Below are 22,456 nucleotides of genomic sequence, written 5' to 3'. Positions count from 1 at the left end.
CAGAGGAAAGGCTTGTGGCCTCCGACTGCGTTGTGAGAATAATCGTTAAGGTTGGTCGATTACCATCCGAAAAAGGTGAAAGTTTGATGCTGGATGCCAAAGAAGAAGAAATTTCAGCTATTTCTAACTTTTGTTCGACAGTCCTTCGCGTAGCGGGTTTTCATCAAACACTACAAGCGGCCATTTACACGCCGATCAAGGATAGACCATGACCCTGCCCGTGCTCGCTGAACTCCCCGCCATTCTCCTGCCGTTGGTCACTCGATCCGAGCAGTCGTTCCGTACGGCCGTCGCCGCCCTGGAAGACGATCACGGCTTCTCCAACTGGACCCCGGAGCGCTGGGCGCAATTCGCCCGCGTCAGTGCCGCCAGCGATTTCGTTATTGAACAGAGCGTTCGTGACCCTTTGATGTTGTTGTCACTGGTGCAGTCCGGTGAACTCGACCGGCCGTTCGCGCCGGGTGAACTCTGCGCGCAGATTGCCGCAGCGGTGGCTGCCGCGCAAAGCGAAGACGAACTCGGTCGCGTCCTGCGTCGCCAGCGTGCCCGCCATCAAGTGCGGATCATCTGGCGTGACCTGAACCGCCAGGCTGATCTGGTACAGACCTGTCGCGACCTGTCGGACATGGCCGACGCCACCATCGACCAAGCCTACCAATGGCTGTACAGCCGCCATTGCCAGCAGTTCGGTACGCCGACCGGCCGGCGCAGCGGCTTGCCGCAGCAGATGGTCATCCTCGGCATGGGCAAGCTCGGCGCGGTCGAGCTGAACCTGTCGTCGGACATCGACCTGATCTTCGCCTACCCCGAGGGCGGCGAAACCGTCGGCGTGAAACGCGCGCTGGATAATCAGGAATTCTTCATTCGTCTCGGTCAGCGCCTGATCAAGGCCCTCGATCCGATGACCGTCGACGGCTTCGTGTTCCGCGTCGACATGCGCCTGCGTCCGTACGGTTCATCCGGCGCGCTGGTGCTGAGCTTCAATGCGCTGGAACAGTATTACCAGGATCAGGGCCGCGACTGGGAACGCTACGCGATGATCAAGGCGCGGGTGGTGGCTGGCGATCAAGCGGCTGGCGCGCAGTTGCTCGATATGCTGCGGCCGTTCGTCTACCGGCGTTATCTGGATTTCTCGGCGATCGAAGCGCTGCGCACCATGAAGCAGCTGATCCAGCAGGAAGTGCGGCGCAAGGGCATGGCCGACAACATCAAGCTCGGCTCTGGCGGGATCCGCGAGGTCGAGTTCATCGCCCAGGCCTTCCAGTTGATCCACGGCGGGCGCGACCTCAGCCTGCAACAGCGTCCTCTATTAAAGGTGCTGAGCACGCTGGAAGGGCAGGGCTACCTGCCACCGGCGGTGATCAGCGAGCTGCGCGAAGGCTATGAATTCCTGCGCTACACCGAGCACGCGATCCAGGCGATTGCCGACCGCCAGACCCAGATGTTGCCGGACGGCGCTCAGGATCAGGCGCGTATCGCGTTCATGCTCGGTTTTGCCGATTGGGCAGCTTTCCACGAAAAACTGATGTTCTGGCGCGGTCGCGTGGCCTGGCACTTCGCGCAGGTGATCGCCGATCCCGATGAAGAAGAGGGCGCCGACTGCGAAGTGGTGGTCGGCGGTGAGTGGTTGCCGCTGTGGGAAGAGGCGCAGGATGAAGAGGCCGCTTGCCGGCAGCTCGAAGAGGGCGGCTTCGCCGATGCGACCAAGGCCCTGAAAGCGCTGGCGAGCCTGCGTGGCAGTCCGCAATTGCGCGCGATGCAGCGGCTGGGTCGCGAGCGTCTTGATGCGTTTATCCCGCGTCTGCTGGCCCAGGCGGTGGAGCATGACAACCCGGATCTGGTGCTGGAGCGGGTGCTGCCACTGGTCGAAGCCGTGGCGCGACGTTCGGCTTATTTAGTGTTGCTGACGGAAAACCCCGGCGCCCTGCGGCGTTTGCTGACGCTGTGTGCGGCCAGTCCGTGGATCGCCGAGCAGATCACCCGTTTCCCGCTGCTGCTCGATGAATTGCTCAACGAAGGCCGGCTGTTCAAGCCGCCACTGGCGCCGGAACTGGCCGCCGAATTGCGCGAGCGCCTGACGCGGATCCCCGAAGACGACCTCGAACAGCAGATGGAAGCGCTGCGCCACTTCAAACTGGCTCACCGTTTGCGCGTCGCTGCCTCGGAAATCGCCGGCAGCCTGCCGCTGATGAAAGTCAGTGATTACCTGACCTGGCTCGCCGAAGCGATTCTCGAGCAAGTGCTGGCGCTGGCCTGGCGTCAGACGGTGGCCAAATACGGCACGCCGCTGCGCACTGACGGCAGTTTGTGCGATCCCGGCTTCATCATTGTCGGTTATGGCAAAGTCGGCGGGCTGGAACTGGGGCATGGTTCGGACCTGGACTTGGTGTTCATCCATGACGGCGATCCGCAGGCGGAAACCGACGGGCCGAAGCCCATCGATGGCGCGCAGTTCTTCACCCGGCTGGGGCAGCGGATCATTCACTTGCTGACGGCGCAGACCAACTCCGGCCAGCTGTATGAAGTGGACATGCGTTTGCGCCCGTCCGGCGCGTCGGGGCTGTTGGTCAGCTCGCTCGGGGCGTTTGAGCGCTATCAGGAAAATGAAGCCTGGACCTGGGAGCATCAGGCCCTGGTGCGGGCGCGGGTGCTGGTCGGCAGTCAGGATGTCGGCCAGGCCTTCGAGAAAGTCCGCGCGCAGGTTTTGGGCAAGGCGCGGGATCTGGCGAAGCTGCAACAGGAAGTCAGCGAGATGCGCGCCAAGATGCGCGATAACCTCGGCAGCAAGAGCACGGCGGCCGGTACCGCGGCAAATGCCTTCGAGGCCACGGCGCCGTTCGACCTCAAGCAGGACGCCGGAGGTATCGTCGATATTGAATTTATGGTGCAATACGCGGCCCTGGCGTGGTCGCAAAGCCACCCGCCATTGCTGCGCTGGACCGATAACATCCGCATTCTGGAAGAGCTGGAACACGAAGGGCTGATGCCTGCCGAAGATGCCAGCCTGTTGCGCGAGGCCTATAAAGCCTACCGCTCCGCCGCCCACCGACAGGCCTTGCAGAAGGACGCCGGGGTGATTGCAGGCGACCAGTTTGTCGAGGAGCGCCGGCAGGTATTGCGGATCTGGAAAGAGTTGGGGCTAAGCTGAAACCGGATATTTGAAGCACCGATTACCTTGTGGGAGCGAGCTTGCTCGCGAAGACGGAGTGTCAGATGACACCGATGTCGGATGTGATGGCCCCTTCGCGAGCAAGCTCGCTCCCACAGTGGATTTACAGTGTTTGTAGATCCGAAGTAAGGCGAACAAACCATGTGGGAGCGAGCCTGCTCGCGATAGCGGAGTGACAGTCGACAGTCATGTTGAAGGTAATGACCCATCGCAAGCAGCGCCGCTCCCTCAGTGATTCTCGAGGCGGGGAGGCATTGGCCTCCCCGGTTCGTTTATGGAAACCACATGAATATTCTGATCGTTGGGCCCAGTTGGGTCGGTGACATGGTGATGGCGCAGACACTGTTTCAGTGTCTCAAGCAGCGCCACCCGCAATGCGAAATCGACGTGCTGGCCCCCGAGTGGAGCCGGCCGATCCTTGAACGCATGCCCGAAGTGCGCAAGGCCTTGAGCTTCCCGCTCGGCCATGGCGCGCTGGAATTGGCCACTCGCCGGCGAATCGGCAAGTCCCTGGCCGGCCAGTACGATCAGGCGATCCTGCTGCCGAATTCGCTGAAGTCGGCGCTGGTGCCATTCTTCGCCGGCATCAAGCAACGCACCGGCTGGCGTGGCGAATTCCGCTACGGCCTGCTCAATGACGTGCGCACGCTGGATAAAGAACGTTATCCGCTGATGATCGAGCGCTTCATGGCGCTGGCTTACGAGCCGAACGCCGAGCTGCCAAAGCCTTATCCGCGTCCGAGCCTGCAAATCGATCCGGTGACCCGCGAAGCGGCGCTGGCCAAGTTCGGCCTGACTCTGGACCGTCCGGTGTTGGCCCTGTGTCCCGGCGCCGAGTTCGGCGAATCCAAGCGCTGGCCGTCCGAGCACTACGCCAAGGTCGCCGAAGCGCGGATTCGCGAAGGCTGGCAGGTGTGGCTGTTCGGCTCGAAAAACGACCACGCGGTAGGCGAAGACATTCGCGCACGGCTGATTCCCGGCCTGCGTGAGGAATCAGTCAACCTCAGCGGCGGTACCTCGCTGGCCGAGGCCATCGACCTGCTGTCCTGTGCCGACTCGGTGGTGTCCAACGATTCCGGCCTGATGCATGTCGCTGCGGCGCTGAACCGCCCGTTGGTGGCGGTCTACGGCTCGACGTCGCCGGGCTTCACCCCGCCGCTGGCCGAGCACGTCGAAATTGTTCGGTTGGGTCTCGATTGCAGTCCGTGCTTTGACCGTACCTGCCGGTTCGGCCATTACAACTGCCTGCGCCAGCTGATGCCGGACGCGGTCAACGATGCCTTGCAGAAACTGCAGGGCTCCGTGGTCGAGGTTCATTAAGTTGCGGGTATTGCTGATCAAGACTTCATCGCTGGGCGACGTGATTCACGCGTTGCCGGCGCTGACCGACGCGGCCCGGGCCATCCCCGGGATCAAGTTCGACTGGGTGGTGGAAGAAGGCTTCGCCGAGATCCCGACCTGGCACCCGGCCGTCGGCAAGGTGATTCCCGTGGCGATCCGCCGCTGGCGCAAGAACCTCTGGCAGACCATCAAGAGCGGCGATTGGAAGCGCTTCAAGCAAAGCGTGCGCGCCAGCCAATACGATCTGGTGATCGACGCTCAGGGCCTGCTGAAAAGCGCCTGGCTGACGCGCTACGTCAAAGCCCCGGTGGCCGGCCTCGACAAAGGCTCGGCGCGCGAGCCGATCGCTGCACGTTTCTATGACCGCAAACTGGCGGTGGCCCGTGGGCAGCATGCGGTCGAACGGGTGCGTCAGCTGTTCGCCATCGCCCTCGGTTATGACCTGCCCAAAGGGTTGGGCGACTACGGCCTCAACGTCGAGCGTCTGGTGGAATTGCCGCGCAAGAGCGCGTTCGTGGTGTTCCTGCACGGCACCACATGGGACACCAAGCACTGGCCGGAAGCCTACTGGCGCGAGCTGACCGAACGCGTCGGCTATCTGGGCGTCGGGGTCAAACTGCCGTGGGGCAACCCGCTGGAGAAGGCCCGTGCCGAACGGATTGCCGCCGGTTTTAAACACGCCGAAGTGTTGCCGAAGCTGAATCTGGCCGGGGTCGGCAAAGTGCTGGCCGGCGCCCAGGCTTGCGTCGCGGTGGACACCGGTCTCGGTCACCTCGCAGCCGCGCTGGACGTGCCGACGATTTCCCTGTTCGGCCCGACCAACCCGGGCCTGACTGGCGCCTACGGCAAGGTGCAGATTCACATGGCCAGTGATTTCCCCTGCGCCCCTTGCCTGCAAAAGAAATGCACTTACCAACCGACCGTGCAGGATGCCCGTCAGTTTGACCTGAAACGCGAGCAGCCGCTGTGCTTCACGCGTCTGAATCCCGAGCGTGTCGCCAGCCGACTGAGCACGTTGTTAATGGCTGAGGAGCTGCGCTGATGCAATTGGCTTTTGTTCTGTACAAATATTTCCCGTTCGGTGGCTTGCAGCGCGACTTCATGCGCATCGCCCTCGAATGCCAGAAGCGCGGCCATCAGATCCGTGTTTATACGCTGATCTGGGAAGGCGACGTGCCGCCCGGTTTCGAAGTGCTGGTGGCGCCGGTCAAGGCGTTCTTCAATCATCGGCGCAACGAGAAACTCACGGCGTGGATGGAAGCGGATCTGGCCAAGCGTCCGGTGGACCGCTTGATCGGCTTCAACAAGATGCCGGGGCTGGACGTCTACTACGCCGCCGACGGCTGCTTCGAAGACAAGGCGCAGAACCTGCGCCATTCGTTGTACCGCCGCTGGGGCCGCTACCGCCACTTCGCCGAGTACGAGCGCGCGGTGTTCGCCAAAGACGCGAAAACCGAAGTGCTGATGATTTCCGAAGTGCAGCAGCCGCTGTTCATCAAGCACTACGACACGCCGCTGGAGCGCTTCCACCTGCTGCCGCCGGGTATCGCCCAGGACCGTCGCCGGCCGGCGGATGCCGACGAGATTCGCGCCGGTTTCCGCGCCGAATTCAACCTCAAGGACGACGAACTGCTGCTGGTGCAGATCGGTTCCGGGTTCAAGACCAAGGGCGTCGATCGCAGCCTCAAGGCGCTGGCTGCACTGCCCGCCGAGCTGAAGAAGCGCACCCGGCTGTTTGTAATCGGCCAGGATGACCCCAAATTGTTCCAGATGCAGAGTACGACTTTGGGCCTTGGCGACAACGTGACCTTCCTCAAGGGTCGCAGCGATATCCCGCGCTTCCTGCTTGGCGCCGACCTGTTGATCCACCCGGCGTACAACGAAAACACCGGCACCGTATTGCTCGAAGCGCTGGTCGCCGGGTTGCCGGTGCTGGTCAGCGCGGTCTGCGGTTACGCCCATTACATCGCCGAGGCGGACGCCGGGCGAGTGCTGGACGAGCCGTTCGATCAGGCGCAACTGACGCAGTACCTGACTGACATGTTGAATGACGACGCTGCACGCGCGGCCTGGAGCCGCAATGGTCTGGCCTTTGCCGAGACGGCCGACCTCTACAGCATGCCGCAGCACGCGGCCGATGTGATTCTGGCGGAGCACGCTTAAATGAAGTTGATGCTGGCTGAACCGTTCAAGAGCCTTTGGGCCGGGCGCGACCCGTTCGCCGAAGTCGAAGGCTTGCAGGGCGAGGTCTACCGCGAGCTGGAAGCTCGACGGACTCTGCGCACGGAAGTCGACGGCAACGGATTTTTCGTCAAGATCCACCGGGGCATCGGCTGGGGCGAGATTTTCAAGAACCTGCTGACCGCCAAGCTGCCGGTGCTCGGCGCGGGTCAGGAGTGGATGGCGATCCAGCGTCTGCAGGAAGTCGGCGTGCCGACCATGACCGCCGTGGCTTACGGCGAGAAGGGCAGCAACCCGGCGGATCAGCATTCGTTCATCGTCACCGAAGAGCTGGCACCGACCATCAGCCTCGAAGACTTCAGCATCGATTGGGTCAAGAACCCGCCGCAGCCGAAACTCAAGCGCGCGCTGATTGCTGAAGTGGCGCGCATGACCGGCATGATGCACCGCGCCGGGGTCAACCATCGCGACTGCTACATCTGCCACTTTCTGTTGCACACCGACAAACCGATCACTCCCGAAGATTTCAAACTCTCGGTGATCGACCTGCACCGCGCCCAAACCCGCCCAAGAATTACTCAACGCTGGCGCAACAAGGATCTGGCCGCGCTGTATTTCTCGGCACTGGACATCGGCCTGACCCGACGCGACAAGCTGCGTTTCCTCAAAGGCTACTTTCAGCAGCCGCTACGGCAGATCCTCGCCGAAGAAGCGCCGTTGCTGAGCTGGCTCGAAGGCAAGGCCAACAAGCTTTATGCGCGCAAACAGCGTTACGGGGATGCGCTCTGATGGCGGGTTGGACGCTTGAACCGCAATACAGCGAACTGGCCGAAGATTTCGGCAGCCTCGAAGCGGTGTTTGCCCTGCAGGGCGAACGTCTGACCCGTGATCCGCTGTCCGAAGTCATTCGCGTGCAGCGCAACGGCGTGAATTACTACGTCAAACGCTACGTCGGCGCCGGTAAAGGCTTGCGCCGTTACCTGGGTAAGCCCCGGGTGAAGATGGAGTGGCAGAACCTCAAACGCTTCGCCAAATGGGGCATTCCCACCGCCGAAGTGGTGGCCTGGGGTCTGGAGCGACGTGGCGCGGCCTATGCCCGTGGCGCGATGATCACTCGCGAGCTGCCGCGCACCGAAGACCTGTCGGCCCTGGCCGAGCGCAATGATCCGAAACTCAAGGATCGCCTGTGGGTCGATGGCATCAGCCGGCAGTTGGCCGGCTACACCCGAACCATGCACGACCACCGCTTTACCCATAACGATCTGAAGTGGCGCAACCTGCTGATCGACGATCAGGCGCAGCTGTTTCTGATCGACTGCCCGAACGGCGATTTCTGGCGCGGCTTCTGGCTCAAATACCGGATCACCAAGGATCTGGCCTGTCTCGACAAGGTGGCCAAGTATCACCTGTCGAACACCCAGCGCCTGCGCTTCTACCTGCAATACCGCGGACGTGATCGGCTGAATGCCGCCGACAAGAAACGGATTCGCCACGTGGTGAGATTTTTCGAGGGACGCGAATGACTGATTTCCTGGCCGCTGAAGACCGGGCGCTGCTTGAGCGTCATGGCCTCGGCACTTTCGACGCGCTCTGGGCCAAACAGCTCGAAGCTGTGGACGAACCGAACACCGATGGCGGTGGCTGGAGCAGCGTGTTTCGCCTGGAGCTGGAAGGGCAGGCCTACTACCTCAAGCGCCAGAGCAACTACCTGACCCGCACCCTGCATGCGCCGTTCGGCGAGCCGAGTTTCGCCCGCGAGTTTCGCAATATCAGCCGCTATAACAAGCTGGGAATCCCGGCGCTGCAAGCGGCGTTCTTCGGTGAGCGCAAGGTCAAGGGCGATGTGCAGGCGATCCTGCTGACCCGTGCCCTCGACGGCTGGGATGATCTCGACTCGTTGCTGCAACGCTGGTCCGAGCTGAGCACCGCGCAGCAATCGGCCATTCTCAAGGCCTGTGGACAGCTGGCGCGCCGGCTGCACGGCGTGCGTCAGGTGCACGGCTGCTTTTATCCGAAGCACATCTTTTTGCAGGCTGATGGCGACGCGTATAAGGCACAGTTGATCGATCTGGAAAAGACCCGGCCCCTGCTGTTCGGCATGCGCGACCGGGTCAAGGATCTGGAGCCGCTGCTGCGTCGTGCCCCGGAATGGAGCGAGGCGCAATTACGCGAATTGCTCGCGGCCTATCTCGATCAGCCAGTCGACAGTTCGCTGGTCGACAGCTGGGTGACGCGCCTGACTGCGCGGCGCAGTCGCAAGGAGACCCGTTGATGCGCTTGTCCGAACTGAAAAACGCCGGACGTGCGCCGAGTCTGCCGCTGACGATTTCGCTTGCCGATGCGGCAGGCCCAGCGGATCTGCAATTGCTGAGTCTGCTGCGGGTGCTGCCGGGGCAGCGCTATGTCGGTGCCGGGGTCTGGCGCGGGCGGCCGGTGCTGGCCAAATTACTGGTGGGCAGCAAGGCTGCGCGGCATTTTCAGCGCGAACTGGCGGGCGTCAAGTTGCTCGCCGAACAAGGTCTGACCACGCCGCTGTTGTTGGCTGATGGCCTGAAGGATGGCGAGGGCGGCTGGCTGCTGTTCGAGTTCCTCGAAGGTGCTGAAAGCCTCGGTGATGCCTGGCAGAAAGTCGAATCACTGCCGGTGCTGGCGGACGAGCAATCGGCGGTACTCGCCGAGGCGCTGGGCGCGATTGGCCAACTGCATGGCAAAGGACTGTGGCAGGAAGATCTGCACCTCGACAACCTGCTGCGCCAGGGCGGTCAGTTGTACCTGATCGATGGCGCCGGGATCTGCGCCGAGACCGCTGGCCAGCCGTTGTCGCGGCAGAAAGTGCTGGAAAACCTCGGGGTGTTTTTCGCCCAGTTGCCCAAGTCGCTGGAGCCGTTCACCGAAGAATTGCTGGTGTATTACCTGCTGAGCAACAGCGAACACGCGTTGCCGCTGGAAGCCTTGCAGAAGCAGATCGCCAAGGTGCGCGCCTGGCGCCTGAAGGATTACCTGATCAAGGTGGGCCGCGAGTGCACGTTGTTCAGTGTGCAGCGCGGTGCGTTCGGTCTGCGGGCGATCCGTCGCGAGGAAGAAGCGGCGATGCTGCCGGTGCTGGATCAGGCCGATGCATTGCTCGATCAGGGCCATCTGTACAAGACCGGCGGCGCGGCGAGCGTCGGCAAGGTCGAAGTGGCCGGGCGTACGCTGGTGATCAAGCGCTACAACATCAAAGGCTTTGCGCACTGGCTCAAGCGCTTCTGGCGCCCGAGCCGCGCGTGGCATTCGTGGCGTGAAGGCAATCGCCTGGCGTTCCTCGGCATCGCCACGCCGAAACCGCTGGCGGTGCTGGAAAAGCGTTTTTTATGGTTGCGCAGCCGTGCTTATCTGGTGACCGAGTTCCTGCCGGGGCCGGACATCATCGAGCGCTTTGCGCCGTATGTGGAAAGCGGTGCGGCGCCGGAATCCGAGTTGCAGGCGCTGGATCGACTGTTCGCACGGTTGATTGCCGAGCGCATCAGCCATGGCGACTTCAAGGGTCATAACCTGTTCTGGCAGGAAGATCGCTGGGCACTGATCGATCTGGATTCGATGTGTCAGCACAGTTCTGTCGGAAGTTTCGCGCCGGCCTACGCGCGAGATCGGGCACGGTTCATGCGCAACTGGCCCGAGAGCAGCGCGCTGTATCAGGTGATCGATCAGCGATTGCCCAAGGACATCTCCAGCGCGGCCTGAGCCGCCTTCGCCAGCAAGCTCACTCCCACATGGGATAGCATTCCCCTGTAGGAGTGAGCCTGCTCGCAACAGGGCTTTAAAGCCCCAGAAAACTCCCGTTGAGCAATAGCGGACAAACACCACTGACTTGTCCTACAGCTTCTCCAGAAGCCATGAACTGTGCCCGCTCCAGCCCCGATGCTAGCTTGCCCTGACCACTTCGGAGGGCAAGACTTGACCATCAAAAACGCTTTAACACTCAGCACCTGCGCATGGCTTTTATCCGGCTGCGGCACCGCCGCCTCGGTCCTGCAAATGGACGCTGACGTCGCCCGTGACATGCGCAAACAGAAAACCTACTGCCAATCGATTCCACGGATCTACAGCGGGCTGGCGTTCGATTTCTGCGTACTGAATGCCCCGCCTGACCCTACCGGTGTGCTGCTGCCATTTGTGCTGCTGGACCTGCCGTTGTCCGGGGTGCTGGATACGGTGGTGTTGCCGTATACGATTTATCAACAGGTCGTGGATGGCAATATCGGCATCTATTGGCGAACAGATCGCGGGTAACTTTTTTTGCAATTTTCTCTGTTTGAAAACCAGAGCGAGTCGCAAGCAATTGTTGAAGCGGCAGCGCTCTTGTATCCGTCCGGGAGATACAGCGACTACATCGTCTATGTTGATGAAAGCGGTGATCAAGGGATGCAGAAGCTGGATCCCTATTACCCGATATTCGTGCTTGCTTTTTGCGTCTTTCACAAAAGGCATTACTGCGAAAAGGTCATTCCGACTGTCCAGAAATTCAAGTTCAACCATATGGGGCACGATCTGATCGTGCTGCATGAGCTGGAGATTCGAAAAGAAAAAGGAGCGTTCTCCAGCCTGTTCACTTCGAGAGTGCACAAGCATGCCTTTCTCGACGAATTGACCGGCATTATCGAGGCCATCAATTTTGTCCTGATCAGTTGCGTTATCGACAAGGCCTTGCTGCGCGCAAAGCAGGCATCTGCGGACAACCCCTACCACTTGGCTCTCGGCTTCTGTCTGGAAACGCTGCATGAGTTTTTGCAGGAAAAGCTTCAACATAAGGCGTTGACACATGTGATTTTCGAGCGGCGAGGCAAGCGGGAGGATAACGAGCTTGAGCTGGAGTTTCGCAGGGTTTGTGGCGGGTCTAACCGATTGGGGGTTCAACTGCCGTTTGACATCGTCTTCGCCACAAAACAAGTCAATTCCACCGGATTGCAGCTGGCTGATCTTGTTGCAAGGCCCATCGGCATGAGTGTTTTGAGGGTGGGTCAGGAAAATCGCGCGTTTGATGTGCTCAGGCGCAAGTTCTATTGCAGCGGTGGGCGGAATAAAGTTGGGAAAGGTTTCGAGAATTGGGGGTTGAAGGTTTTCCCTCCCCCAGAAAGCGAAAAGCCCCGGTGATCTCACCGAGGCATTAGCGCCGACCGGGATCCCCCAGCCCATTTGCACGGAAGTCTATGTTGAGAGGCTCGGGAGTGTCAACGCAAAGGCCGGCCAGTTCCGCTAGAGGCTTGTCGGCGCTTTTACGCTATAATCCCGCCCTTTAGCTGTCTCTCGCCCGGTGCGAGGGCACATCAATTTTCAAGGCGCATCGCGCCTGAATGCAGACTAAAGAGGCTAGACCCTGTGGCATTGACGATTCTTGGCCTGTCCGGCGCCCTTAGCCATGACCCTTCAGCCGCCTTGTACATCGACGGCAAGCTGGTGGCGGCGGCTGAAGAAGAGCGCTTCGTCCGCGATAAGCATGCAAAGAACCGCATGCCCTACGAATCGGCGAAGTTCTGCCTGGAACAGGCCGGTATCAAGCCGTCCGACGTTGACGTGGTGGCGATTCCGTTCGCCCCGATCAGCCTGTTCGGCAAGGCCCGCTGGCACTATGCCAAGCGTTACTGGTACGCACCGGATCGCGCCCTCGATGCGATCCTGATGGGCAACCGTCGCTACAAGCGCTATCGCAACAAGATCGTCTGGTGCCTGGAGCAGCTGGGTTTTGATCCGAAGAAGATCAAGATCGAGCCGGTCGAGCACCACCTCGCTCACGCCTCCAGCGCCTACCACTGCTCGGGTTTCAAAGAGAAAACCGCGATCCTCGGCATCGACGGCAAGGGCGAGTACGCCACGACCTTCTTCGGTTATGGCGAAAACGGCAAGATCCACAAGATCAAGGAATTCTTCGATCCGGACTCCCTCGGCGGCCTGTACGGCGCGATCACCGAGTTCCTCGGTTTCGAGATGCTCGACGGTGAGTTCAAGGTCATGGGCATGGCGCCGTACGGCGACGCCAGCAAATATGACTTCTCGCGTCTGGCCTCGTTCGAGAACGGCGAACTGGTGATCAACACCGACTACGCCAACGTGATCGGCCTGCGTCGCTACAAAGAGAAGGGTAAAGGCTTCTACTTCTCGCCGAAGCTGATCGAGTGGCTGGGTCCGAAGCGTGAGGGCGACATCGCCGACGAGCCGTACATCCACTACGCCGCGAGCATGCAAGCGCTGTTCGAGAAACTGGCGTTGCAGATGATCGACTACTACCTGGGCGACGTGCTCAAGGAAACCGGCAAGCTGGCCTTCGCCGGTGGCTGTGCGTTGAACGTCAAGCTGAACCAGAAAATCATCGCCCGCGATGACATCAAGGAACTGTTCGTGCAACCGGCGTCCGGCGATGCCGGCACCGCGGTGGGCGCAGCGGCCTATGTGTCTCACGCCCGTGGCGTGCCGGTCGAGAAGATGGAACACGTCTACCTCGGCCCGTCGTACAGCAACGAAGACGTGATCGCCGCGTGCGCCCGTCACGAGAACAAGCCGACCTGGCGCAAGCTCGACAACATGCCGGAGCAGATCGCCAAAATCATGGTCGATGGTAACCCGGTGGCCTGGTTCCAGGGCCGCATGGAATTCGGTCCGCGTGCGCTCGGTGGTCGTTCGATCATCGGTTGCCCGAGCGTGGCCGGTGTGGCTGACCGGATCAACCACCAGATCAAGTTCCGCGAGCGCTGGAGGCCTTTCTGCCCGTCGATGCTCGACACCGTTGCACCGCAGATGATCAAGATCGATCACCCGGCGCCGTTCATGACCTTCACTTTCGAAGTGGCGGAAGAGTGGAAGACCCGCGTGCCGGAAGTCGTCCACGAAGACGGCACTTCCCGTGCCCAGGTCCTCAAGCGCGAATACAACCCGCGCTACTACGACATGATGAAGGCGCTGGAAAACCTCACCGGCAACGGCGTGTCGCTGAACACTTCGCTGAACCGTCGTGGTGAACCGATGATCTGCTCGCCGACCGACGCCCTGAACATGTTCTTCGGCTCCGATCTGCAGTACCTGATCATGGAAGACATTCTGGTGGTCAAAGAGGGCGCAAACGCTTATGACTCGCTCGGCTGAACGCCATGTGCTGCAGTTCTGTCACGGCTATGACGGGCCGTTCCTCGACTGCGCACGGCAGTACGCCAGCCTGTTCGCGGGCACCGGTTATCGGGTGACCACGGTCTTTCTGACCGGGGCCGCCGATAGCGAGGTGGCTGCAGCGTGTGCTTCCGATGAAGTGTTGTTCATGGAATACAGCTCCAAGGCCATTCGTGGCCTGAAGCTGGGCGCCATCGGTGATCTGCGCAAGATCGCCGCTTCACGCAATTTCAGTTTCTGCATCGCCCATCGCTTCAAGCCGATCTACATCGCCTTGCTCGGCACGTCGCTGCCGGTGATTGGCGTGCACCACGCGTTTGACGATTACAAACGTGGCACGCGCAAGCTGTTCGCGCACATTTTCCGCAAGCGTCTGAGTCTGCTCGGCGTCTCCGATGCCGTGCGCGACGACATGCGGCGCTGCCTGCCGAAATGGCCGTCCACTCGCATCCAGACCTTGTACAACCGCATCGATGTGCCGGCCTTGCAGGCCAGTCAGGTGTCAGCCCGCGAAGCGCGCGAGACCCTGGGGCTGGCGGCGGATGCGTTCATTGTCGGCAACGTCGGTCGGCTGCACCCGGACAAGGATCAGGCGACGTTGCTGCACGGTTTTGCCGCGGCATTGCCCGGTCTGCCGGGCAACAGTCAGCTGGTGATTCTCGGCAAGGGCCGTCTGGAACAGGACCTCAAGGAGCTGGCGCGCGAACTGGGCATCGGTGACCGGGTGCTGTTTCTCGGCCAGGTGCCGGACGCGCGCAATTACTTCCGCGCCTTCGATGTGTTTGCCCTGAGCTCCGATCACGAACCGTTCGGCATGGTGCTGCTCGAAGCCATGGCCGCTGGCGTGCCGTTGCTCGCCACGGCCTGTGGCGGGGCCAAGGAAGTGGTCGAAGGCGTGGGGATTCTGTTCCCGCTGGGCGATGCCGAACACCTTGCACAAGGCCTGCAACATTTGGCCGGTATGGATGATCAGCAACGCCGGCAGTGCGCCGAGCTGATGCTTGATCGTTTGCGTGAGCGTTTCTCCGACCGTGCGGTGCGCGACACCTTCTGGCGTCTGCCGCAAGTTACCGATCTGGCACCGAGGGGCTGATGCTCAACCGATTTCAAGGCTGGCGCGAACGTGGCTGGTCGCCCGTTGACGCCTCCACCTATGCCAGCGCCTGGCAACGTTTTGGCGGCAGCGTCGCGACGCATCCTTTGGTAGTCGAACGTCTGGCGGATCTGGCCGGCATCCCGGTGCGTTATCTGGCCTGGGAACAGGACGGCGAAGTCAAAGCGGCGATCCCGACCTGGGGCCGCGATCTGGCATTGTCCAAAGACGTGCTCAAGCGCAATGGCAAGAAAGGCCTGTTCGACCTCGGCAATGCCGAGCTGATCCTGCCGGCCGCCGCCGATGTCCAGGCACCCCTGCGCCATCGCGCACGCTATCTGTCGGCGCTCAACGAAAACCGCTTCAGCGGCCTCAAGTTGCAGACCGAACAATTGGCCATGGCCCGCACCCCTGAAGAGCTGTCGAAGAAGTTTCGTTACAACCAGCGCCGCGAATTGCGTTTACTGGAAGAGGCGGGTGGCGTGGTGCGTCCGGTTGCCGAGTTCTCCAGTGCCGAACTGGCGGCGATCTACTGTGATCTGTTCCAGCGCCGCTGGGGCTTCCCGGCCACCGGCGCGGCGCGCATGGCCGAAGTCATCGAGCTGCTGCGCGAACTGCTGATTGGCTCGGTGATTTTCCTCAACGACGCGCCAATCGCCATTCAACTGGTGTACCGCGTTGAGGCCCCAGAGTGGATCAGCGTCGAGTACATCAACGGCGGCGTCGATCCCGAAACCCGCGAATTCAGCCCCGGCAGCGTGTTGAGCTTCCTCAATACGCAAAGCGCCTGGGAACACGCGCGCGCCCTGAACAAGCCGCTGCGGTTTTCCTTCGGTCGCGCCGACCGTGAATACAAGGATCGCTGGTGCAATCCTGTGCCGGTGTTCACCGTATGAGTCAGCCCATGAGCCGCAAACAGCAACTGCTCAAGCGTCATCGTCGCAATAAACGCATTACCTTGCTGATCGCCCTGAGCGTGTTGATCGCGCTCGGTGTGCTGGTCGCGTGGTGGTTGCCGCTGGTGCTCGCGGTGGTTGGCTGGGTCGCCCATGAAGCGTGGTTTGCCGATCACCTGTTCTATTCGCCGAAAGACGATTACCAGTACAGCTTTCCGCCGTTTACACCGCAGCCGAAGGTGCATTTGAGCGGCGAGCAATTGCGCCTGGACGAGGGTGTGATGCTGGTCGACGAAGCGACGTTGATCCTCGCGGTAAAGGTCAAAAGCACTTGGCTGGGACGTTTTCTCGATCCGCGCGTGGAACTGCTCGGCGGGACGCATCCTGATGCACAAACCTTCGAGCGCGGGGTCAATGGCCTGCGTTACCTGAACCTCAGCGGTCAGGCGCAAGCCTTGGCGCAAGGTCAGTTGCGCTTGCGCGGGCGCTTTTGCCGGGTCTTTGGCGAGCCGGTGCTGTGGGCGCTGGAGCAACCAGACTACCGCCGTCAGCGGGTGATGGTGATCGCCCCGCACGCCGACGATGCCGAACTGGCGGCGTATGGCTTGTACAGTCAGGCCGATGACGCCTGGATCGTCACCCTGACCGCTGGCGAGATCGAACCCGAACACTATCAACAGATGGGCATGAGCAAGGTCGAGGCGGCACGGCTCAAGGGCCGGTTGCGCGCCTGGGACAGCCTCGCCGTGCCGCGTTGGGCCGGTGTGCCGCAGGAACACTGCGTGCAACTCGGTTACTTTTGCCTGCAACTGGCGGCGATGCAGGCCGCGCCGAATCAGGCGGTGGGCTCGCGCGAAGCCGACCTGAACGACACGCGACTGTTTCGCCAGTTGAATCCGTTCACTCTGCCGGGCGATGCCGATGGTGCGCCGAGCTGGAACAACCTGCTGGCCGACCTGCGTGAAGTGCTGCTGCGCGCCCGTCCAGAGGTGATCGTGCTGCCGCACCCGACCCTCGATCCGCACCCTGACCATATCTGCGCCCAGCAAGCGGTTTTGCAGGCGCTCCAAGGCCTCGACTGGCAGCCGACGCTGCTCGGTTACGCCAACCACTTGCACGACAACGACCGCTGGCCGATGGGCAACACCGGGCAGGGCATTGCCTTGCCGCCGGCCTTCGATGCGGCGGTGCCGATGCAGCCGCTGTGCCTGCCGTTGTCCATCGAGCTGCAACGGGACAAGGCCATGGCGCTGGGCATGATGCATGACCTGCAGCCGCCGGCACCGTTCAAGCGTCGCCTGCGCCGGGTTATCCAGCGTGTGCTCGCCGGGCGGGCTGGGTCGGTGTACGGCGAAAACGAATTTTTTCGAAAAGCAGTCAGGCGCCAGGAGTTGTTCTGGCTACTGAAGCACGGTGAGACAGGCGTCCAGCGGGGAGAGTCATGAGTCAACGGTTCAAGGTGTTGCAGCTGCAACCCGACTACAACGTCAAAGCCCATGACTTTGCCGACCTCGCCGAGCAGATCGTCAAGGCATTGCCGAGCGAGCGCTATGAGATCACCGCCGCTTTCCTGCGCGGCAAACCGGGGCCGGGCGAGCCGGTGAGCCGCGCCGACCATTCGGTGTACTTCGAGTTTTCCGACAAGTCGCTCAAGGGCATGCGCCTGCGGGCGATGTGGCAGTTGTACAAGTTCTGCCGCCGGGAAAAGTTCGACGTGGTGATCTGCAACCGCTTCAAACCGGTGAACATGATGCTCGCGCTCAACCGCTGGTTGAAGGTGCCGCTGTGCATTGGCATCTCCCATGGTTTCGGTGAGTACGATCGCTTTTACCGACGACGCCAGACCCAGCGTCTGATCGATCGGCACTGGCGCTTCGTCGGCGTGTCGCCGGCGGTCAAACAGTACCTGCTCGATTGCGATTGCGGCTTTACCGACCAGAACACCTACGCCATTACCAATGCCATCGACATCGAGCAGGCCGAGGGCTTGCAGCACAGCCGCGAAAAAGCTCGCGAGTTGTTGGGCCTCGATCCGAATGTGCGTTTGATCGGTGCGTTGGGGCGGCTGGTGTCGGTCAAGGGCCACACCTATCTGCTGCAAGCCTTTGCCGCATTGAAGGACAAATACCCGAACACCCAGTTGGCGATCATCGGTGCCGGGCGCCTGCAAGCGCCGCTGGCGGCCGAGATCGAGCAACTGGGCCTGAGCGGTCGCGCGCACCTGCTGGGCTTCAAGGAAAACGCTCTGCAATACGTGCGTGCGTTCGACATCTGGACCATGCCGTCGCTGGCCGAAGGCCTGGGCCTGGCCTTGCTCGAAGGCATGAGCGGCCATTTGCCGGTGATCGCTTCGAACGTGCCGGCGATGTTGCCGCTGATCGAAGGTGCCGGTGGTCTGGCGATCACGCCCAAGGACGTGCCGAGTCTGGTCGCCGCGCTGGATCACTATCTGGCGCTGTCGGACGACGAGCTCAAGGCCAAGGGCGAGCAGGCTTACCGCTATCTGCAAGAACAGCACGACATCGAGGTGTTCCGTCAGGAATATCTGGACCTGATCGACTCCGGCCTGGAGCAGGCCCGCAAGGAACAGCCGTGAGCGAAGAGAAAACCGTGAGCGAAGAAAGAGTCATGAGCGAAGCCAACGCCCTCGTCACCGTGATCATCGCCTCGTACAACCACGGCCCGTACATCGAGGAGAGCATCCTCAGTGTCCTCAACCAGAGCTACAAGAACATCGAGTTGCTGGTGGTCGACGACGGTTCGAAGGACGACAGCGTCGAGCGCATCAGCGCGTTGCAGGCGCAGTACGGCTTCGATTTCCGTGTGCAGCAGAATCAGGGCCTGACCAATACCCTCAACGGCGCGATCGCCCGCTCGAAGGGCAGCCTGATTGTGCCGTTCGGCTCCGATGACATCATGTACCCCGAACGTATTGCCACCCAGGTGGCGTACATGGACGGCAAGCCTGAAGTCGGGATCTGTGCCGGCAATATCGAGCTGATGCACGCCGACGGCAGCCTGTATCCAGAGAAGCGTCAGCGCCGCGACGTGCCGTTTCGCCGCCTCGATTTCGACGACATGTTTCTTGAACGCAAGCCGTATCCGCCAGCACCGACGTTGATGATCCGTCGTGAGGCGCTGGAAAAGGTGGGAGGGTTCGATCCGACGATTCGTCTTGAAGACCTGTACATCGAGCTCAAGGTGACCCGTGCTGGCTACTTCATCGACGGTTTGAACGTGGTGATGGCGCGCTACCGCAAGCACGCCACCAACTCGTACAAGAATCATCGCTTCATGATCGAGAACATCCTGCGCACCTATGCGCTGTTCAGCGATCATCCGCTGTACGACGAAGTGCGCTTCAAGGCGCTGAACTCGATGTTCCTCAAGACCGCCAACCGCAATCGCAAACTGGCAAGGGAGCTGCTGGCGCAGATCCCGTTCAAGGCCTGGAACAAGAAGACCTGGCGCGGACTGGGGCGTTTACTCTTTTCCCCGCTGGAAAAGGACTGAGGCAGCGGTCGCTCGCGCTCAGCGGGCGACCTTCTCCGGCAGGCGCTTTTCGCCCTTCTGACGCTGGCGCAGCCAATGCACAACCTTCTTGCCGGCAGCCATGCCCGGCTGCTCGATATAGAGGAACGTCGCGCTGCTGATCAGAATCAGCAAGCAGGTGCAGACGGCCACCAGGGGCAGGTACACCGCCGTTTCCCGCGCATCGATATTCAGCAATAGCGGCAGCCGTTGCACCATCAGCCACAGCACGAACCCGTGCAGCAGATAGGTGCTGTAGCTAATTTCGCCGAGCCAGCGAATGCTGCGTGGTTTCAGCGCGCCGAACAGATTATTGCCGGACGCCACGATCACGAAAAACAACCCCAGCAAAAACAGCGGTGCAGTCTTGAACGCCCGACTGAACGCGGTGAACGCGATCAACAGCGCGAGCACGGCGATGATGCTCGCCAGACGCGACTGGCTCCACGCCACGAGCGCCGGCCGGCGAATCCAGTAGGCGGCGGCGATGCCACCGAGGAAGCTCGCCAGAAAGTGTTTCTTCAGCGAATGTTCCCAGCCGATGACCTGGTACAGCGTGTAGATGCCGATCAGGCACAGCACCACCTGCAACCAGCTGCCGCGGTAGATGAACACCAGCCCGGCCAATGGCAGCGCCATGTAGAAAAACACCTCATAGGCCAGCGTCCAGGTGACGTTGGATATCAGCATGCCGGAGTGGCGGTACTGGTTGATGTCCGGGCGGTCGAACGTCAGCCAGGCGAGGATCTGTTTGAACAGCTCCAGGCCAGGCTCCTTCATTTGCCAGCCCTGCAAGTGGAAGATCGAGACGAACACCAGCAGCATCAGTGGCAGATAAAGCGGATACAGGCGAAATACCCGTGACACGCCGAACGCCAGCCAGTCATGGTTGCGTCCCTGCGCGAGCAGGCGGCTCCAGAACAGAAAACCGGTGATCATGAAGAACAGCGCGACGCTGCCCTGACCGAGCATCGAATAGAAGTTGCTCGGCGGAAAGTCGATCACCCCGGTGCGCAAGAAGATCCAGGTAATGACCGAGTGGTGCACGAACACACCAAACGCCAGATAGCCGCGCAGGCCGTCGATGCTGGCATATCGACTTTCGCCGGAATGCTGCAGGTGCCGAGCGATTTTCGGCACCGCACGCAACAGCAGGGCGGAAGTGACGATGGCCAGCAGATAGGCTGCCAGCGCGATAAGCGGATTGGTTTCGATCATCAATGAACCCGGACCGGGGTGTTGCCGGCCAGCACTTGCCTTTGCAGATTTTCAACCGCGGATTTGGACGCCGTCACGGCGTACCCCTGGAGCAACGCATCGAGGTGATCCTCGAACAGCCAGCGTTTGTCGACAGTGTAACGTTGCATATGACGCAAATTGCGTTGCCGCAGGGAAAGACTGAGCGGAGTAGGGTAGATACGCAGGTCGGCCAGATCGATCAAGCCGAACTCGCCGTCTTCCAGTACCAGTACGTTGCCCAGGTGCAGCGAGCGGAAATAAACGCCTTTCTCGTGCAGTTGCGCCATGAATTTGCCAAAGCGCTCCACCAGCGCCTGGCGCACCGCAGGAGCGGTAATGCTCTGCAGCACCTGACGCAGCGTGTGCCCCGGCAACGGCGCGTAATGCACAGCGCTGCTGCCATCGTCGAGACGGTACAGATTCAATATTTGCGGGGTCGGGATGCCCATCTTACGCAGTTGTTCGCTGTTGACCGCGAAACGTTCGGAGTAGGGATTGAAACTGCCGGAGGTGTACCAGCGGCGACGGCGGAACAGCTTGAGGAAACTGCCGTCGGTCAGGCGCAGGACTTTCGGGCCGAGGCCATCTTCTTCAATGATCTGGGCCGTGCTGCTCATGTGCTCCAGGTCAGCGGTCGCAAGCTTTTGCACCGGCTGGGTCAACAGGCGCCGCGCGCGTTGATTGATGCTCAACGCTGCGATCAGTGCCAGCGGGATCCACAACAGGAACCAGTGCTCCTTGGGCCGCGAGATTATTCCGCCGCCTTCGGTCAGCCCGGCGCCGATACCGAATACCAGCCAGGTCGAGGCAATGATCAGCAGTGGCTGCACACGCTGGCGCCAACTGCTCAGCAGGCCCCACAGCAGGAAGAACAACCAGGGCAGCAAGCCGATGATGCCGACGTAATACAGCACACCCAGGATAAAGCTGTGCGGCTCCTGAAAGCTGATGCCGTTACCGGGGTCTACGGCAAGGCTGGCGCTGTAGCCATGACCGATCCATGGATGATCGGCAATCATGTGCAGTACCTTCTGCCAGATTTCCAGACGATAGGAGTCGCCACGTTCGGTGATCATCTGCGAAAACTGCGTAATGACTGCTACGCCGCTCAGGACCAGCGCGATCAGTAACCCCACCGAGCGCTTGTTCCAGCAGATGAAACACAGCCACAGCGCCGCCATGGTCAGTGCCACCAACGGCGTCCGGGAACCGGTGCCGATCACGGCCATGAACATGATTGCCATCGCCGGCAAGCTGAGCCACATCATCTGGCGACGTTTGCAGGTCATGGTCACGCTCAGCCAGTAGGCACTGAAGAAGCCGAACAGGTGCGAGCTGAGCAACGGGTTATCGAAGGCACCACCGCCGATCAGGCGCATGCCCGGCTCATAAACCCGGGCGAACATGAACAGGAAAATGGTCGTGGCAATCAGCGCGACCAACGCGGCGCCGAACAGCAAGGGTTGCAGGATGTCGCTGCGGTAGCGCACCAGCAGGTAGCAGCCGGCAAACAGCAGCAAGGTATGCAGTGGCGGCTTGAACATTCCGCCGAGCGGCTCCCCGCCCGGCCCCCAGGCGAGGCTGAGCAATGCCCAGGCGGCGAACAGCAGAACCGCGGTGAAAATCGGCTCGCGCAGCAGCTCCTTGAGTTCGCGCGGGCGCAGGCACAGCGCGATCAGTGTCGGAATGCTGAACAGGCCATAGAACAACTTGTGATGCAGACTTCGACCCGGCAAGAAGAACAGCGCGCACAGGAGCAGGAAAAAACCGGTGGGAAGAATCCACAGGCTAATGAAATCGAAAATCCGATTGGACGTACTGCTGAAGCCGCGAAGTTGCATGCTGTGAGATTCATTCCTGAGGTTGATC

Annotated in this window: 19 protein-coding genes; 17 read left to right on the top strand and 2 right to left on the bottom strand. The window is 61.1% G+C overall.

From position 1 onward, the window contains the following. The first annotated feature begins 86 nt into the window (after positions 1–86). The 17 genes from KCG87_RS27555 (at position 87) to KCG87_RS04745 (ending at position 19,330) form a co-directional block, all read left to right on the top strand. Positions 87–212, top strand: a complete 126-nt coding sequence (locus tag KCG87_RS27555) for a hypothetical protein (RefSeq protein WP_256198919.1) — start codon at positions 87–89, stop codon at positions 210–212. Further along, positions 209–3,148 (top strand): bifunctional [glutamate--ammonia ligase]-adenylyl-L-tyrosine phosphorylase/[glutamate--ammonia-ligase] adenylyltransferase, encoded by a 2,940-nt coding sequence (gene glnE / locus KCG87_RS04820; RefSeq protein WP_210556740.1) that lies wholly within the window; start codon positions 209–211, stop codon positions 3,146–3,148. The genes KCG87_RS27555 and glnE overlap by 4 nt, the downstream gene beginning before the upstream one ends. Positions 3,149–3,454: 306 nt before the next feature. Next, a complete protein-coding gene (waaF, locus tag KCG87_RS04815) occupies positions 3,455–4,489 on the top strand; it encodes a lipopolysaccharide heptosyltransferase II (RefSeq protein ID WP_047290935.1) in 1,035 nt (344 codons plus the stop codon). A 1-nt stretch (position 4,490) separates the two neighbouring features. Beyond that, a complete protein-coding gene (gene waaC, locus KCG87_RS04810) occupies positions 4,491–5,552 on the top strand; it encodes a lipopolysaccharide heptosyltransferase I (RefSeq protein WP_098966886.1) in 1,062 nt (353 codons plus the stop codon). After that, positions 5,552–6,673 carry a glycosyltransferase family 4 protein gene (locus KCG87_RS04805; RefSeq protein WP_210556738.1) on the top strand — a complete coding sequence of 374 codons (1,122 nt, stop codon included), beginning with the start codon at positions 5,552–5,554 and terminating at the stop codon, positions 6,671–6,673. The genes waaC and KCG87_RS04805 overlap by 1 nt, the downstream gene beginning before the upstream one ends. Then, entirely contained in the window at positions 6,674–7,480 is an 807-nt protein-coding gene (gene rfaP, locus KCG87_RS04800; RefSeq protein ID WP_135294813.1) for a lipopolysaccharide core heptose(I) kinase RfaP, read from the top strand. Beyond that, positions 7,480–8,214: a lipopolysaccharide kinase InaA family protein gene (locus KCG87_RS04795; protein ID WP_097087069.1), complete on the top strand. Its 735-nt coding sequence runs from the start codon at positions 7,480–7,482 to the stop codon at positions 8,212–8,214. The genes rfaP and KCG87_RS04795 overlap by 1 nt, the downstream gene beginning before the upstream one ends. Next, positions 8,211–8,963, top strand: coding sequence for a lipopolysaccharide kinase InaA family protein (locus KCG87_RS04790; RefSeq protein ID WP_115988352.1), 753 nt, complete (start codon positions 8,211–8,213; stop codon positions 8,961–8,963). Before KCG87_RS04795 ends, KCG87_RS04790 begins: the two co-directional genes overlap by 4 nt. After that, positions 8,963–10,414, top strand: a complete 1,452-nt coding sequence (locus KCG87_RS04785) for a lipopolysaccharide kinase InaA family protein (protein ID WP_210556735.1) — start codon at positions 8,963–8,965, stop codon at positions 10,412–10,414. Before KCG87_RS04790 ends, KCG87_RS04785 begins: the two co-directional genes overlap by 1 nt. Positions 10,415–10,627: 213 nt before the next feature. Then, a complete protein-coding gene (locus tag KCG87_RS04780) occupies positions 10,628–10,963 on the top strand; it encodes a YceK/YidQ family lipoprotein (RefSeq protein WP_134785280.1) in 336 nt (111 codons plus the stop codon). 6 nt (positions 10,964–10,969) lie between these two features. Further along, positions 10,970–11,824 carry a DUF3800 domain-containing protein gene (locus KCG87_RS04775; RefSeq protein WP_134785281.1) on the top strand — a complete coding sequence of 285 codons (855 nt, stop codon included), beginning with the start codon at positions 10,970–10,972 and terminating at the stop codon, positions 11,822–11,824. Positions 11,825–12,049: 225 nt separating this feature from the next. Next, on the top strand, positions 12,050–13,807 hold the full coding sequence (locus tag KCG87_RS04770; RefSeq protein ID WP_007967355.1) for a carbamoyltransferase: 1,758 nt from the start codon (positions 12,050–12,052) through the stop codon (positions 13,805–13,807). Next, positions 13,791–14,921 carry a glycosyltransferase gene (locus KCG87_RS04765; RefSeq protein WP_027611372.1) on the top strand — a complete coding sequence of 377 codons (1,131 nt, stop codon included), beginning with the start codon at positions 13,791–13,793 and terminating at the stop codon, positions 14,919–14,921. The genes KCG87_RS04770 and KCG87_RS04765 overlap by 17 nt, the downstream gene beginning before the upstream one ends. Continuing rightward, positions 14,921–15,817, top strand: coding sequence for an antimicrobial resistance protein Mig-14 (locus KCG87_RS04760; protein WP_210556733.1), 897 nt, complete (start codon positions 14,921–14,923; stop codon positions 15,815–15,817). Before KCG87_RS04765 ends, KCG87_RS04760 begins: the two co-directional genes overlap by 1 nt. An 8-nt stretch (positions 15,818–15,825) precedes the next feature. Next, complete coding sequence (locus KCG87_RS04755; protein ID WP_210556956.1) at positions 15,826–17,262, top strand: PIG-L family deacetylase; 1,437 nt, start codon at positions 15,826–15,828, stop codon at positions 17,260–17,262. Further along, complete coding sequence (locus KCG87_RS04750; RefSeq protein WP_210556731.1) at positions 17,259–18,413, top strand: glycosyltransferase family 4 protein; 1,155 nt, start codon at positions 17,259–17,261, stop codon at positions 18,411–18,413. The genes KCG87_RS04755 and KCG87_RS04750 overlap by 4 nt, the downstream gene beginning before the upstream one ends. A gap of 32 nt (positions 18,414–18,445) precedes the next feature. Further along, entirely contained in the window at positions 18,446–19,330 is an 885-nt protein-coding gene (locus tag KCG87_RS04745; protein ID WP_027611376.1) for a glycosyltransferase, read from the top strand. Between the two features lie 18 nt (positions 19,331–19,348). Here KCG87_RS04745 and KCG87_RS04740 read toward each other — a convergent pair whose 3' ends face one another. Together KCG87_RS04740 and KCG87_RS04735 are read right to left on the bottom strand one after the other, a co-directional pair. Continuing rightward, complete coding sequence (locus KCG87_RS04740) at positions 19,349–20,566, bottom strand: acyltransferase (RefSeq protein WP_134785284.1); 1,218 nt, start codon at positions 20,564–20,566, stop codon at positions 19,349–19,351. Next, positions 20,566–22,428, bottom strand: a complete 1,863-nt coding sequence (locus KCG87_RS04735) for a bifunctional O-antigen ligase/aminoglycoside phosphotransferase family protein (RefSeq protein WP_210556729.1) — start codon at positions 22,426–22,428, stop codon at positions 20,566–20,568. Before KCG87_RS04735 ends, KCG87_RS04740 begins: the two co-directional genes overlap by 1 nt. Positions 22,429–22,456: the final 28 nt, after the last annotated feature.

The organism is Pseudomonas sp. MWU347, assembly GCF_017947305.1.
GTDB lineage: Bacteria > Pseudomonadota > Gammaproteobacteria > Pseudomonadales > Pseudomonadaceae > Aquipseudomonas > Aquipseudomonas putida_A.
Note: the sequence above shows the minus strand (reverse complement) of the source record. Positions and strands in the feature narration are given on the sequence as shown.